Origin of the sequence: Paenibacillus sp. GbtcB18, assembly GCF_019091125.1 — a bacterium.
Classification (GTDB): domain Bacteria; phylum Bacillota; class Bacilli; order Paenibacillales; family NBRC-103111; genus Paenibacillus_F; species Paenibacillus_F chitinolyticus.
In genome coordinates this window covers 67872-83116 of record NZ_JAGXJX010000006.1, presented here as the reverse complement: position 1 = coordinate 83116, position 15245 = coordinate 67872, and the positions used below count along the sequence as shown (strand labels likewise).

The 15245-nt window shown below is 51.8% G+C and carries 12 protein-coding genes; 3 read left to right on the top strand and 9 right to left on the bottom strand.

Features of this window, described 5'->3' with window-relative positions; translation table 11 throughout:
- The first annotated feature begins 122 nt into the window (after positions 1 to 122).
- Positions 123 to 551 (top strand): hypothetical protein, encoded by a 429-nt coding sequence (locus KVT34_RS18215; RefSeq protein ID WP_217560241.1) that lies wholly within the window; start codon positions 123 to 125, stop codon positions 549 to 551.
- 226 nt (positions 552 to 777) lie between these two features.
- Here KVT34_RS18215 and KVT34_RS18210 read toward each other — a convergent pair whose 3' ends face one another.
- From KVT34_RS18210 to KVT34_RS18190, 5 genes are all read right to left on the bottom strand, one after another.
- A complete protein-coding gene (locus tag KVT34_RS18210; protein WP_217560240.1) occupies positions 778 to 2058 on the bottom strand; it encodes a DUF1963 domain-containing protein in 1281 nt (426 codons plus the stop codon).
- A 121-nt stretch (positions 2059 to 2179) separates the two neighbouring features.
- Positions 2180 to 4093, bottom strand: coding sequence for a threonine--tRNA ligase (gene thrS / locus KVT34_RS18205; protein ID WP_217560239.1), 1914 nt, complete (start codon positions 4091 to 4093; stop codon positions 2180 to 2182).
- A gap of 427 nt (positions 4094 to 4520) precedes the next feature.
- On the bottom strand, positions 4521 to 5471 hold the full coding sequence (locus KVT34_RS18200) for an ABC transporter substrate-binding protein (RefSeq protein ID WP_217560238.1): 951 nt from the start codon (positions 5469 to 5471) through the stop codon (positions 4521 to 4523).
- Positions 5472 to 5744: 273 nt separating this feature from the next.
- The gene (locus KVT34_RS18195) at positions 5745 to 8345 is read right to left on the bottom strand and encodes a metallophosphoesterase (RefSeq protein ID WP_217560237.1); all 2601 of its coding nucleotides are present in this window, start codon (positions 8343 to 8345) and stop codon (positions 5745 to 5747) included.
- Positions 8346 to 8621: 276 nt separating this feature from the next.
- Positions 8622 to 9029 carry a GNAT family N-acetyltransferase gene (locus KVT34_RS18190; protein ID WP_217560236.1) on the bottom strand — a complete coding sequence of 136 codons (408 nt, stop codon included), beginning with the start codon at positions 9027 to 9029 and terminating at the stop codon, positions 8622 to 8624.
- 433 nt (positions 9030 to 9462) lie between these two features.
- On the opposite strand from KVT34_RS18190, the gene KVT34_RS18185 reads away from it, so the two are divergent.
- Positions 9463 to 10437: a hypothetical protein gene (locus KVT34_RS18185; protein ID WP_217560235.1), complete on the top strand. Its 975-nt coding sequence runs from the start codon at positions 9463 to 9465 to the stop codon at positions 10435 to 10437.
- A 134-nt stretch (positions 10438 to 10571) separates the two neighbouring features.
- Here the strand turns inward: KVT34_RS18185 and KVT34_RS18180 are convergent, their stop codons facing one another.
- The 3 genes from KVT34_RS18180 to KVT34_RS18170 all read right to left on the bottom strand — a co-directional run bounded on the left by KVT34_RS18180 (position 10572) and on the right by KVT34_RS18170 (position 13078).
- Positions 10572 to 11222, bottom strand: a complete 651-nt coding sequence (locus KVT34_RS18180; protein ID WP_217560234.1) for a hypothetical protein — start codon at positions 11220 to 11222, stop codon at positions 10572 to 10574.
- 214 nt (positions 11223 to 11436) lie between these two features.
- Positions 11437 to 12624 carry an MFS transporter gene (locus tag KVT34_RS18175; protein WP_217560233.1) on the bottom strand — a complete coding sequence of 396 codons (1188 nt, stop codon included), beginning with the start codon at positions 12622 to 12624 and terminating at the stop codon, positions 11437 to 11439.
- Positions 12625 to 12766: 142 nt separating this feature from the next.
- Positions 12767 to 13078 (bottom strand): ArsR/SmtB family transcription factor, encoded by a 312-nt coding sequence (locus KVT34_RS18170; RefSeq protein WP_042232231.1) that lies wholly within the window; start codon positions 13076 to 13078, stop codon positions 12767 to 12769.
- Between the two features lie 262 nt (positions 13079 to 13340).
- On the opposite strand from KVT34_RS18170, the gene KVT34_RS18165 reads away from it, so the two are divergent.
- The gene (locus KVT34_RS18165; RefSeq protein ID WP_217560232.1) at positions 13341 to 13670 is read left to right on the top strand and encodes a hypothetical protein; all 330 of its coding nucleotides are present in this window, start codon (positions 13341 to 13343) and stop codon (positions 13668 to 13670) included.
- Between the two features lie 206 nt (positions 13671 to 13876).
- Here the strand turns inward: KVT34_RS18165 and KVT34_RS18160 are convergent, their stop codons facing one another.
- The gene (locus tag KVT34_RS18160; RefSeq protein ID WP_217560231.1) at positions 13877 to 15175 is read right to left on the bottom strand and encodes an arsenic transporter; all 1299 of its coding nucleotides are present in this window, start codon (positions 15173 to 15175) and stop codon (positions 13877 to 13879) included.
- Between the last annotated feature and the right edge of the window lie 70 nt (positions 15176 to 15245).

Below are 15245 nucleotides of genomic sequence, written 5' to 3'. Positions count from 1 at the left end.
CTTAGAAGACATCTTTTCAACCTACATACGAATTACTCCATTCGCTTATCTGCCTACTTACGCTTATAGATGCCGTTGCTCGTCTGATCTCACCTAATCGTTTACAGAAAAGAGGAATACGCATGAGACCCAAACATATTTTAATCGCAGGCACAGTCGCTTTTGCCATCACGATCGGCGCGGGGTTCTGGAATGAAGAATGCACCGCGGAAGTCCAAATCATGATCCCGGATAACCCGGCCGCATTCGATAAAACGCAAACAGTCGCCACGCAAACCGCAGCCGTGCCTGTCCAGGACGAGCTGCATCAGGCCCTGGGCGTCACTTCCGACGAGGAAATTTACGATGCTTTGTATAACGGACAGTCTCTGGCCGAGGTAGCGGCCAGCCGTTCGCGCGATGTGCGGGACGTCATAGCTCTGCAGACGGCGCAGTTGTCCGCGCAACTGGATGACCGTCTCGCCGGCGGAAGCTTGTCCCGGGAAGCTTATGAAGCCCACAAGGCAGAGCTGGTCGAGGTCATCACTCGAAGCGTCACAAACGCAACTTGACCGGTGCTTGCCGGTGTTTGCCGGTCTTCGCTGATCCGCTGCCCCCTCAAGCATCACGCTGTTAAAAAAGAAATAGGCGCCCCCGATTTTACGGGGGCGCCCTTTTTGATTGAAATTGCCGCATCGGCATTTGCGGTTAATAGTTCTCGCGGGCATGCGACCAAGACTGTCATCGGCGGAACCGCCCGTCAAGCCCCTGCCTGCCGCAGCAGATTGATCGTGAAACTCACGTCTGTTGGAAGTGAGTCGCCGCGACTTGGCAATCCTTGCATACGAACGCGTACGTTATCCCTTCGCCGTAATCATCCGCATCCTCCCAGGAGAATTGGGCCAGGAACCTCATCTTCTCCGAGCACCCGGGACAATCCGGGTACTCCGCGTCCTGAATCCACGTGGGGTGGCCTCCCACTTGGGAAGCCACCGCAGGCTCTTGACTCCAAACGGCGGCATAATACGTTCCCCGCTCCTTATCGGAGAACCGCAGAGCCGGCCGCTCTCCGGCTTCCTGCTGACCATTCCCTTCCGGCTCCGGGGAAACGGCGGGAGCGGGATTGTACCGGCTCCATTCGCTTCGACCTTTTCCGTCTATATCGGTAAACAGAAAGCCATAGCAGGTGCAGCTCAAGCAGGTCGCGATCTTCAGCCTCTCGCCTTCCATCTCCAGGAACCGAAGCGAAGGATGTCTGAGATCCATATCGAACAAAACCGTCATTCCGCCGCCGCAGCCTCTGCAAAACTCCTTGGTTTCTCCGAAAAGCGAAACAGGCTCGCCGCCGGAGGGTGTGCCTTTCTCAAACGTCCGGCACTCCTTGTAAAACAAGTCGCTTCTCAAACCTTCCCCGTTCAGCATCCATCCGGCATCAAGCGAGTACTGGTGCGGAGGCACATACAGTTCTTCGGCCCAGACAGGCGGAGTTTCCCGCCATTGGTTAAAGCGGGCCGCCACCGCTTCATCTCCGATCCAGGCTAGCGCGAGCAGCAGGAGATTGCGGTTCTCCGCATCTTTTTCCACTTGATCCAGCAGGAAGTCCCGAATAGCGGCGGGAGCCTGCTTGTAGAGAATACCCGGGTGGTAGCATTCCTTCCGAATAAGCTCGGGCAGACAATCTTGCACCGGTATTCCCGTGAAACATGCCAACGATAACAGAATGTCTTCCGCGATATCCGGCTCATCTTCCGCTATCAGCGCAGCCGCGTAAGCTTTCATCCTCTCCGCATCCCTCTCGGACAAAGAGGCATACAGCTCCTCGGCCGTTTTCTCGTATGCCGTATAGCGGATGAGAGGGTCCGGAACTCTCGGCTCGCACATGATTTTCAAAATCTCCACGGGGTCCGTTATCCCTTCATAGAGATTCACATCCCTGCGGTTCCGGCGGATAAACTCTTCCCGCTCCAGCCGCTGCCGGTTCTGTACGCATGGCATACAGTAACCGCCTGTCTTCTCGGCTGTCTGGGGAAGAATCGTCGCCCCGCAATCCGCGCTTTTGCACGGAATACGCTCCGTCATCGCACGTCACCCTTTCACCCTCCTGCGAGCTCCCATGGAGAGCACCGCAGGATTTTTCGCTTGAAATTTTCCCGGGAACAGAAGCCCTGACTTCCGCGCTCCTCTTTCTTCTCCCGAGCTCCTAAGCTTTACTGCGGATTTCTTCGAGAATCCGCCCGCAAATTTCCTCGATCGATTGCGGACCCAAGTCCCCTTCCCCGCGTTTGCGGACCGCGGCCGTTCCCGTATTTTTCTCGTTCTCGCCGAGGACGAACATGTACGGCACTTTTTCAAGCTGCGCTTCGCGGATCTTGTAGCCCAGTTTCTCGTTTCTCAGGTCGACTTCCGCGCGGATGCCCCTTTCGTCCAGCGATTTCTTGACGAGCATGGCGTAATCGGCGTAATGGTCGGACACCGGCAGAAGCTTCACCTGCACCGGCGCCAGCCAAAGCGGGAAAGCACCGCTATAATGCTCGGTGATGATGCCGATGAAGCGGTCGACGGAACCGTACACGGCCCGGTGGATAACGACCGGACGGTGTTTCAGGCTGTCCTCGCCGATGTACGTGAGGTCGAATTTCTCCGGCATTTGAAAATCGAGCTGAATCGTCCCGCACTGCCAGCTTCGCTTGAGCGCGTCGAGAATATGGAAGTCGATTTTCGGCCCGTAGAACGCGCCGTCGCCTTCGTTGACCCGGTATTCGATGCCGCGGTTATCGAGCACGTTTTTCAGGGAAGCTTCCGCCTGATCCCACAGCTCCTGGGAGCCCATGGAATCTTCGGGGCGCGTGGACAGCTCGATCTTGTACTCGAAGCCGAAGACACCGTAAATATGATCGATCAGCTCGATCACCCGGCCGATTTCTTCTTCGATCTGATCGGGGCGGACGAACAGATGCGCATCGTCCTGGCAGAATGTGCGCACCCGCATCATGCCGTTCAGCGCACCCGACATTTCGTGCCGGTGCACCTGCCCGTACTCGGCAAGGCGGATCGGAAGCTCGCGGTAGGAATGCAGGCTGTTTTTATAAATCAGCATATGGCCCGGACAGTTCATGGGCTTCAGCGCGAAACTCGTATCGTCCACATCGGTAAAATACATGTTGTCCTTGTAATGGTCCCAGTGGCCCGATTGCTCCCAGAGGCGTCTATTCATCATGAACGGCGTACGCACTTCGTCATATTCCCGCTGCCGCTGGAGTTCCCGGGCAAAGCTTTCCAGCTCCGTGCGGATCGTCATCCCTTTGGGCAGGTAGAACGGCATGCCGGGGGCTTCCTCGGAAAACATGAACAGGCCGAGTTCCTTGCCCAGCTTGCGGTGGTCGCGCTTCTTGGCTTCCTCCAGCAGATGCAGATGCTCGTCAAGCTGCGCTTTCTTCGGGAACGATGTGCCGTAGATACGCTGGAGCATCTTGTTCGCGGAATCCCCGCGCCAGTAAGCGCCCGCCACGTTCAGCAGCTTGAACGCTTTGATCCGCCCCGTCGAAGGCAGATGCGGTCCCCGGCACAGGTCGAGAAATTCTCCCTGTTCGTAGACCGAAATTTCCGCATCCTCCGGCAGGTCGCGGATCAGCTCCAGCTTCAGGGGATCTTCCATGTCGCCGAAGATGCGGAGAGCCTCCTCCCGGCTTACGACCCGGCGGACAATCGGCAGGTTCTCGCCCACGATCTTCTCCATCTCCTTCTCGATGGCGGCGAGATCTTCGGTCGATAAGGGCTTTTCGAGGTCCAGGTCGTAATAGAATCCGTCTTCGATAACCGGGCCGATGCCCAGCTTCACGGCCTTGCTGCCGTAAATCCGCTTGATGGCCTGCGCCATGAGATGCGCCGTGCTGTGCCGGTAAATGTTCAGGCCTTCCGCGCTATCCGGCGTGATAATCTCCACGGCGCTGTCTCGGTCGATGGACGTGTTCAGATCGACCGGTTTACCGTTTACTTTGCCGCCGAACGCGTTCTTACGAAGTCCCGGACTGATGGACTGGGCCACCTCTTCAATCGTCGTCCCTCTGGAGTACTCCCGGACCGATCCGTCTGGCAATTTCACTTGAATGTTCATCGCTTATCCCTCCACGAGTGTTTTGTTGAACGCAAAAAAACGCAGCTCATCCACAAAGGGACGAGTGCGTTCAGCTCGTGGTTCCACCCTCATTTGATCCGCCGCAAAAACGCGTGCGGAATCCTCATTTGGCATCCGGTAACGGAGATGATCCGGTGTCATCTACTGCCGCTCGGATCTTGTGCGGGTTCGATGCCACGGCTGCAAAGGGGTAATTCCGCATCCGTCGGCAGGAGAAGCTTTCAGCATGTGCTTCTCTCTCTGGGCAGCCCGTGAAGGGAATCGTGTCTTTGGTCAATGCCTGTATGGGTAGAAATTATAGAATCGCTCTTGAAGGATGTCAAGCCGCGAATTTCTACTTTTCTCCATTCCCCTTGTTTGTTTTCCATTTTATTTCATTAAATCTCTTTACATCTAGAAATGGTTTTTACTCGCCAGTAAATTTATCCGGATTTATATGTTCTGCTATCCACAATAAACTTTCCGCTACATGGACTAAATAATAGGTATCTTGCTCAACTTCGAATATTTTGTCATTTTTAACAGCTTTTATATGAGGCCAATTATTACGTTCCATGAGCTGCGCTTTTAAAGACCTCTCTGTGGAGCCCTTCGTAATAAAAATGATATCCGGATCTGCTCTGACTATATCTTTCTCACTTAACAATCTATAAGAGTTTTCTTTATCACTTATCTCGGCATCTGCGATGTTCGTACCCCCTGCGAGTCTTAAAACATCGTTGAAAAAACTATCCTGTGCCAAAGTAATGGCTTGATTTTCTTTTTTTGCTTGATCATTTTGAAATGCAAGTTCCCAATATACTTTTTTCGGCTCACTTTCGCCAATCGCGTTCCTCACTTTACTTTTTTCCAGATCGTTCAACCATTCCACATAAACTTTATCTTTTCCAATTATTTGACCCAATTTTTGTATAACCACTTCTAATTGTCCTACTGTCTTATACTCAAAAAATAAAGGTTGAATGCCAGCTTCATGGAGTTTCCTTGATATTGTACAGCTCCTTTCGTCCATATGATCTGTCATTGCTATCACTGCATCAGGTTTGTTTTTGATGATTTCACTTACTTCCGCATATTCACTAGCCTTCATCCCGGCTCGCTCACGTTCCCAAGGAATAATTTTAATTTGAGGATATAGCTTGTTTACAAATTCATCTTGATTTTCATAAAAAATTATACTACTGTGCAGCTTTACATCATTTTGGATTGAGTTCCCACACGAATCTTTTATTCCCTCTCCTACAGGAGTAATTTCCTTCGGAGAACAACTTGAAGAAATGAAAATGAATATACACAAAAGACATATGTAATTAATAATCTTCAAATTCAATTGTTTAAATGCCCCTCCTTTGTTCATATATTACAATTCCTAAATTTGTTTTGTAAATAACTTAGCTAACCCTATTTATGAATTCTCTAGTGCACAAAATGATACGAATATTTTAAAATGAGAACGCTACAATCGATGCCAAAGGATATCTTTTCCTAAGGTATCCCCTTCAAGATTATATAAGACATATAAAAAGCGCGGGTCCTCAAAGGACTCGCGCTTTCTTTTTAAAACGTCTCGGCCGCCGCTTTTGTCAGCCTTTTTCCCCGGATGGATGCCATCTAATTTCCCCGCTTGGGGTCACTTCGTACCGCCTGCCGTGCTGATTTCGACCGGATCGGAATTATTTCTTCCTCCGACGGCTTTAACGACAAACTCGTAGGTTTGCGCGGAGTCGATGCCGTTCAGCGTATAGCTGTAGGCGGTTTGCCCGCTGACGGCCGGAACGTAGGCGCTCCAGTTGGTGCCCGCCCTGCCGTTCTTCTCGTAAATGCGGTAGCCTCTAACCGCCTCGGATGTGCCGGCGGGAGCTTTCCAGGAAATAACCGCCTTGCCCGACTGTTTGACGACGCTCGCATTTTCTACCTTGCCGGGTTTGCCGTCCGTCCGCTTAATGCTGTAGGATTCATAAACTGCGATAGGTTTATCTTTTACAGCCGTATAAGACGTGAATTTGAGCACATCGCCGGTGATCGACACATCCACGAACATCTTCTTATTCGGCTGCTCGTTCTTGGCTGCGAAGAACGTATCCGCTTTCGGGTTCAGATCGTAGAACTTCGAAGCGCCGGAGTTGCCCATCAGGTATACGGTGCCTTTCGGATTCACGACGTTGCCCTGCTCGTCGATAATGACGTTTTTGATGGGAACGTTATTCAGCATCTGGTAGGACCTCATGTACATATGGTCATGTCCTTCGAAAACCATGTCAACGCCCAGCTCGTCAAATACCGGAATCAGATACTTACGGTAAAACTTCACCCGGTCGTCTTCCGCCGTGGCGTTGTCTCCCGAGGAATAAGGACCTTTGTGCATGGAAACGAATTTCCATTTCTTATCCGATTTGGCCACCTGATTCCTCATCCATTCCAACTGTTTCGTAAATTGAGGATCGGCTTTATACGGGGAAACCTCCCCTTCGTACTGGGAGTTGATTTGCATGAAGAGCGCATCGCCGTATTCAAACGCGTAAACCGATCCGTCATGGGCACCGGTCCCGACATCCTTGGGCAGATTAAAGTGGTTGAAAAAATTGTTGTTGGGATAGTCCTCCACCTCGTGATTGCCGATAATCGGGGCGAACGGCACGTTGGCGAACTCTTTTTTCGGAACGCCCAGGAACCACTGCCACAACTGCTCCAGATCGCCGTCATCCGTCAAATCGCCCGTCAGCAGGACGAATTTGGGATCTACGGTCTTTTCGATGGCTCTCTTGAACGTATCCTGCCACAGCTCGAAGTTGGATTTGCTGGAGCCCTGTGTGTCGGTCACGTACAGGAAGTGAAAATCCTGATTGTCGGCCCGGTCCGTCGTAAAGGACCCCGTCTCGCTCCAGCCGTCCGCATCCCCGTTGCCGGCCCTGTAGACGTACTTCGTGCCCGGCTTAAGTCCGCTTGCAGTCGCTTTGTGACTGGCGAATTTCTTGTATTTCTTCGAGCTTCTGTCACCCGCGGTCATCAGCGTGTCAATGACAGTGACACTGCCCGTGTAGCTCTGCGCCAAGTCAGCCGGGAACGTGCCGTCCGGGGCTTTGGATGCTTCCACCACCTGGACAACCGTGCCCTTCACCGTTTCGGCCGTATACCAATCGAACGAGATGCTTGTTTTCGGGTCGCCGTTGAACGTCATGTTCAGCAGAGACGGCGTTTTGACGCCGGAATCCGGCAGCCTCGTCGTGAAGCTCCACGTAAGGTCGGCGGACGGGGCCACGCTGTCCTGGGCGCCTTTTACAAGTCCCTTGGGAACGGTGACCTTGTAAGTTTTTCCGGCCGCCAGATCGGGATGGCTGATTTTGAGGGTGCTGCCGCTCACCGCAGACGAAACGCCGGAAAGCGAAGCGCCGCCGCTGTCCGTGATCGCCGCTTTATACGCGTTGTCCTGCACCACGGCTTTGTTGAATGTCACGCTGATTTCGGTGTTCACAGCCGCATCGGCCGCTCCCGGAGCGGGAGTTCTGCTTACAGCCGTCGTCGGCTGTTCTCCGGGTTCGCCGCTGCCGCGTTCGCCGGTCACGAGCACATCCTTGATCCGGCTGGAACCCGAGCTGGCAACCGTGCCGCCGCTTACACTGGCATTCGAGCTTACGACCCAGCGGATGTACAGCACATCCTGATCGCCGGCCCCTTGCGGCAAAGAAAGATTCGTTAATTTACAGGCATTATTCGGACAGTTGAAATTATTTTGGGCCAGGACCAGCTTCCCGTTCGGAATGTCCGACCACGTCTGTTGATCGGTGCTGAATTGAACTTTGAAATCTCGCGGGCCCGTGCTTGAGGAAGTCTGCTGCGATGATAGGGTGATGTTCTCATACCCTTTGGTGGAGAGTGCCGCGAGCCAGTATTTCTTGCCGCTGCCGTCGTGCCAGCCCTGATTGCGGATGCTGTTTTCGCCGGGTTCGTATGTGTACTGGTCGGTATTGGTGCCTACGTCGCGGATCGAAGAAGCCGATTGGAACACTCCGCCCGTGGCGGGAAATACACCGTTACTGCCTTTGTCCTTGAAAATCCACTGCGCCAGCGTTTCTTTAACCGCCGCCGCTTCCGTCTGTGCGCCATTGCCCGCTCCCGCCGTCCCGCTCGCCGAAACGGCGCCGGCCAAATCGAGCGCCAGCAGCAGGAACACGACGAACAGACTGATGGAACGCGTCATTCTTTTTCCGGGAAAAACTCGATCCTTCCGCATTTCGCTTCCTCTCCTCATGTGATCAGATGGGTAAAGCGGTGCATCCGCAAAATTAAAGCGCTTTAATTTTGCTTCATTTATCTTATCACGGACCCCAAATTTTTGTAAATTATCAAAGATAAGTGAGTAACCAAACAAAAGGGCGCCGGCATGTCCTTCCTCGCAGTGACGCAGCACAAAAAGCACGGGTCCTCGCGGACTCGCGCTTTCGACAAAACCGTGCGGCTGTAAGGATCCTGAGCCTTTTCCATACACCGAACGGGCCTGCCCGGTTCGTCAGCCTTTCATAACACTGTCGGAACTGTACGTATCCGAGTACTGCGTCTCGCCTTCCTTCAGCCACACATCCGCAAATTCGTCCGGATTTTGCTTAAATTGCTCCAATACGTACGAGCAGGCGGGAATAATTTTTCTGCCGTTCTCGCGGGCCTCCGCAACGACATAATCCAGCAGCATTCGACCCAGGTTACGACCCCGGTACTTAGGCTCGATAAACGTATGGTTGACGATCCATGTGTCTACGTCGACCATATGGTACGTCATTTCTCCCACCGTGCCGCCTATGCCTGTCAGGATATAGCTGGTTCCCTGCTTCTGGACCACAATGTCCACATATCCCTCTTCGCCCGTCTCGCTGGGGGCGGAGTTCTTTTCCTCCGGCAAGTTCCGGTTTAATTCACTCATTTTATCGCACCTCCTGAAAAGAGTTATCGTTCCGTAGTCAAGCGGATAAAGCCGCGCTATAGAACCTCTTTACCCTAAGAGGGGGGCTGTGAAGCTTATTTTAAGCGGTGACAGCCTTCCCGAAACCTCTCTTCAACTCCCGAAAAGAAAGAGGATTTTGGCGAAAAAACGAAGGTTTCACGCCCTTATTGCGCATTCCGTGTCGAATGGAGCTAATTTCTACAAATAAGGACAAAAACTGAACAAAAATTGTCGATTACTTTTTTAATTGGTTGTGGTACTATAATTTGTAAAATACTTTATCTGGTTAAAGTTTTAGAATTTTCGATTTTGCAAGCGCTTTGATAATTTGAAAATCACGATTCTTCCCCCAATTTAACTATGAAAACGGATGAATGGACATCTTATTTTAACAAGGAGGTGAAAATAAACTATGTACCTTCCAAAATGGAGCGGCTTGTACGTGCACGTCAAATGGTTTACCGAAGATCACGTCTGGAACCCGCAGCCCATGACCAAAGTCATCACGCCCGCTTTTCTGTTGTGGCTCGGGGTCACACTGGCCGCCCTGCTCGTCTGCGTCCTCTTCAGCGAATCGTTGGAGCGGATCGGTCTTGTACGCCGGGTTCATCAGTTTTTGAACCGATTAAAGCGCTACCATTTGCTTATTCTGCGCGTCGGTGTCGGTTTGGGCCTGCTGATGCAGCTTTTTACGGGAACGTATCTCGCGCCTGCTTTCGTATCGGACCATGTATGGGTATACGCCGTGCTGATTATAGCTATCGCGGGGCTTCTCCACCGCAGGCTGCTGGTCGTGAGCGGGGCCGCACTCGCTGTGCTGTATGGATATGCACTCGTTACATACGGGCTCTTTCACGGGCTTGATTATTTTTTCTACGCCGGTGTTATTTATTACCTGCTCGTCACCGAGAGCCGCTGGAAGCAATCGGCTACTCCCATACTCTACCTATGCACGGGGCTGTCCCTCGCCTGGCTTTCCATGGAAAAAATGACACTGGCCAAGCTCGCCTGCTCGCTTATGCACGAGTACGGACTCCCTACGCTCGGCTTCACGGTAGAAGATTTCGTGCTGATCAGCGCGTTTATCGAAATGGGGCTCGCCTGGGCTTTTATCATGGGGATCATGAACCGCTTCACCGCTCTTCTGCTTACCGGCGTTTTTCTCATGACGACCACCTTTTTCGGATTCAAAGAAATCGTGGGCCACACCATTATGCATACGATTCTTATTTTGTTCATTATCGAAGGGAGCGGTGCCGCCAAAACCTTATACCAGTTCCACCGTACACCCGTCATGCGATGCTTGTTCGTTGCCGTTAACTTCTGCATCGTCGTGTTTGGTTTGATGGGCGTTTATATCTGGCTGGGACAATTTAACCCACTCTAACTTTCGGAAAGAAGGAAACTAATACATACTTTTCCCCAACAAAAAAAGGACGCGGGCTGATCGGTTGGAACAGCCCCGTCCTTTTTTACATTTGCGTCCTCTTGCTCTGTTTATAATTGCGCGGAACAAGCCCGTTATCGGCCCCGGTCGGTACGCAGCCCCAGACCCTCCAGCTCCGCCAGGGCGTCTTTCGCGCTCCGCTGCGGATTTAGCGCCGCTATGAGCTCTTCCGTAACAGCCGCACCGGCGAATAGTCCGCGCACCGCTTCAAGATCGACCGGTTTCTCATAGTAGGACACGGCCCACTCCGTATGTTCTTCCGGTGTATGCTTCAGATAGCCGAGCAGAAAATCGGACCCGTCGTCCTCCCCTTCGGCCTCTTGAAGCTCTCCGGTCTTCCACGCCGAATCGCCGGCCTGCCGCCAGATGCAGAACGTCACGTCCTCCCGTTCGAACAGGTCGTTGTCCAAATAGGCCAACAGTCCGGCGGGTGCCGTCTCATACATGCCCGGCCATACGCCATACTCCTCGCGGGCATGCGGGCTGAGAGGCGACATGTGGTCAAAGCCCTTTATGATGACTCCCTCTTCCGCGAAAACCACGTACACATCATCGCCCGCCCCGTTGTCGACGCCCCCTAAAGCGGCGTTTTCTTTCCAGTCCGGCACGTACCGGTACACTCTCAGCCAATCTTCCTCGTTCATGATTACATCCAAAGCGGCCATATGCATCAGCTGCCTTTTCAGCTCAGCCGGTTCCGGCAGCGGCTGTTCCCAGTTTTTCATTCGTTCTCCCCCTGTCGGCAAGGTTTCTCCGGCTCCTCACGGAAGCCTTTTTTATCCGAATCCTATTCTCCGTTCTCTATGTGAATCCTCCTTATCGTACAAAAGTCTTCCTGCCGGTACAAGTCGTGAGGCCCTGCCTGCGCATTCCCTGCCCTACCCCGCCTCTAAAGAAGCACTCCAAACAGCACTCCTCACACATAACGCTTGAAAAGCGTTATTCGGCGGGGGCGTGGTGTTCTAACGAATCCGCTTGAGTACGGAATGCGCTCATTTTGATCAGAATCAGAACAAACGCGAGTCCCGCGAACAAAGTCCCGCTCCAGACAAGCTGATGCACACCGAGCCGGGAAATAAACCAGCCTCCCGCCGCGCTTCCTATCGTAATTCCCAGGTTCGAAAACGATACGAAAAGACTGTTGCCGAACTCGGGAGCTTCTCCCGATTCCTCCATGAGCCAGGTCTGGCTGATAATGAGCCCGCCTGAGTGTACAATCCCCCACAGGACGATCATTCCGATCATCGGAACCAGATAGGACCCCAGCCAGTAGTTCATCAAATAAATGACGGCGTACAGAAGCGGAAACAGCAGTACCGTCTTCTTCACGCTCTTTTGCAGCCAAACACCAAACAGAAAATTTCCCATAATCATAACGACGCCGAACACCATCAGCATCGCGCTGATTAACGAGCCTGTCATTCGGGTCACTTGACCCAGATACTCCGCAAAGTAGCTGTATACCGAGAACATAGCCGCAAACAGGCACATAACGGCCGCAATATTCAGCCATAAGCCCGGTTTCCGCAAAATACCGAGCTGTTTGCCGTACGACATTCTTTCCTTAACCGGCATGGACGGCAGCCAGAAAAGGATGCCGATAAATGCGGCCCCGTTCACAAAGGCCCCGAACAGAAACGCCGCTTCCAGCGAAAGCTGCTCCGCCAGATAGGAAGTGAGGGGAACGCCGAAAGCGAACCCGACCGTTATGCCGGCAAAAACTTTAGTCACCGCTTGGCCGCTCTTTTCCGGGGAGACGAGCTTGGCTGCAGTCACCAGCGCTACCGAGAAAAACACCGGGTGGAAGAACGCCGGGAGGATGCGGAACAGCAGCATCACGTTATAGCTGGCCGTCATCACGTAAACGAGGTTGGAAATCGCGAAGACCAGGACGGAAAGAAGCAAAATCCGTTTGCGATTTATTCCCGAGGCAAGCAGTGTCAGGAACGGTCCGGACAGAGCCACCACGAGAGCAAACGCGCTGACCAGAAGACCCGATTGGGAGGCCGTTACCCCGAATTTCTCCGTAATTTGAGGCAGTACTCCGACCACTCCTATTTCTGTCGTAATAATGCCGAAAACGCCCAAAGCGAGAATCACAATGAGCAGCGTGCTTCTCTGTTTCATGCAGCAAACACTCCTGTCTGACTCACTCGTATTTGGTATCTATGTGGAATGAGAAGTGAATTCTCATGAATAAGGATCATTCATATTATTATTTATATATCTAGATATATAGATTTATTTGAGTAAAAAAAAGCGCTCCCTCCTATAGTTCATTCCGGATGTAATCGGCAAACTCCCGGATTGTTTTTTCATTGCGTCTGTAAAACGTCCACTTGCCTATCCGTTCCGATTCGACTAGACCTGCCTTCTGCATAGTCGCTAAATAGCTGGAGATTACCGATTGCGCAAGCCCCGTCTTCCCCTGCATATCCGCTACGCAGACCCCGGTCTTGAATTCGATGCCGTGCTGGATATATGGCGCCGGGTCGAAATGTTCCGCAGGATCTTTGAGCCATTCGAGGATTTGCCGCCTTGTTTCGTTGGCCAATGCTTTATAGATCAATAAAGGTTCCATGCTCCCTATTATATCTAGATTTATAGATTTGTAAACCCGGGACAGATAGGATTATATAATTTGGAATTTGGTTCTAAACTACTAATTATTCCCCATTATTTATTGGATATTCTCCTACAAAATTCCTGTTTTATCGTTTAAAAATATGTAATTATTTACATTTATATTTAAATGTGGTAGTCTCCTTTTAAGCCTATTTAATAAAACGAATGGGTTAGGAACTGGCCAGTTTCTAAAAAATAATAGTAGTGGAGGCATTATTATGAAAAAAATACTGTTAGCTTCATTAGCTACTCTCTCTATCGCAGCCTCGATTGGCGGAAGTGCCCTGGCCCAAGAAGTACAAGTCACTCCAACCAACCTTACTGCAAATAATGTCTGGACTATCCACACCTACCATGTCGTCGGAGGCAGCAAGGGTTGGAGCGTTCCCAGTTTCGGAAAAGTTTCTTTCCAACTGGTTGAAGGATCTTCCAGCGGCTTAAAGTTTGAAGACAATTATATTTATTTCCTCAAGCCGGGTTACTATGTCGTTAATATTTACAATTCTAGCGGCACTCTTATCGAGATCAATCAACTAACTGTAACTTAAACAACTCAATATTTCAAAATATAAGATAAAAAAAGCTGACTCCTGCCTCGGTGGAAGTCAGCTTTTTTCGCGAAACGGAGCCGCCGGACTTTTTGCAAAAACAGGGGATCGAACAGCTCGTGTTTGCGGGCGCCCCAACCGAATTTTGCCTGGATACCATCGAAATGTCTATGCCCGCTTCCTCCATCACTCCCACCGCGCCCGCGTCAAGCCAAAACCCTTAACCAGAAGTACAGGCCCAGCAGAGTAATAAACAACGTAGGAACGGTAAGAATAATCCCCGTTTTAAAATAAGCGCCCCAGGAGATTCTCACTCCTTTGGAATTCAAGACATGGAGCCAGAGCAGCGTCGCCAGGGAACCGATAGGGGTAATTTTGGGTCCCAGGTCGGAACCGATCACATTCGCATAGATGAGCGCTTCTTTCGCGGGACCCGCCACGCTGGTTGCGTCAATGGCGAGGGCGTCAATCATGACGGTAGGCAGGTTGTTCATGAGCGAAGAAGTCAATGCGGCCAGAAAACCCATCCCCATTGTCGCCGCGAACATTCCCCGGTCAGCCGCCGCCTGAATAACACCGGCCAGCAGATCCGTTAAGCCTGCATTACGCAGCCCGTATACGACCACATACATCCCGACGGAAAAAAAGACGATCGCCCACGGAGCGCCTTTCACCACTTCCCGGACCGGAACGGCAGAACTTTTACGCGCCATTAGCAGCAAGAAAAAGGCCATAACACCCGCGATAACCGACACGGGAATGTTCAAATACTCGCTGACGAAATACCCGGCCAGCAGAACTCCCAGCACCACCCACGACAATCGGAACATGGCGGGATCTTTAAGCGCATCCGCCGGTTGTTTCACCTGCTCCGCGTCAAAACGCCGGGGGATACTTTTCCGGAAGAAAAGATACAGTACCAGAATGCTGGCAGCCAGCGAAAATAAATTCGGCACGATCATCCGCCCGGCGTATTCCATGAAACTGATCCCGAAATAGTCTGCCGAAACGATATTCACCAGATTGCTGACGACCAGCGGCAGCGACGTCGTGTCCGCAATAAAACCCCCGGCGATAATGAACGGGAACACTTTCTTCTCGTCGAAACGAAGCGCCCGTACCATGGCCAGCACAATCGGAGTCAATATCAACGCGGCTCCGTCATTGGCAAAAAAAGCCGAGACAAATGCTCCGAGCACCGATACATATATAAACATGCGAAGACCGCTGCCTTTGGCCGCTTTGGCCATATGCAGCGCCGCCCACTCAAAAAAGCCGATCCGGTCCAGAATCAGCGAGATCAAAATAATCGCCACGAATGTCAGCGTTGCGTTCCAGACGATATTCGTGACATCCCACACATCCTGTAAGGTGACCACACCCGCCAGAAGAGCTGCCGCCGCTCCTGCACAAGCCGACCAACCGATAGACAAATTTCGGGGCTGCCAAATAATCAGCGTCAACGTAATCAAAAAAATGAGACACGCCCACACGACAGTACTCACTGCACCAACCTCCAACTTAACGCTTCGTTCACGAAATACCGCTAATTTTTCGTTATAAGAGCCCTGTAAT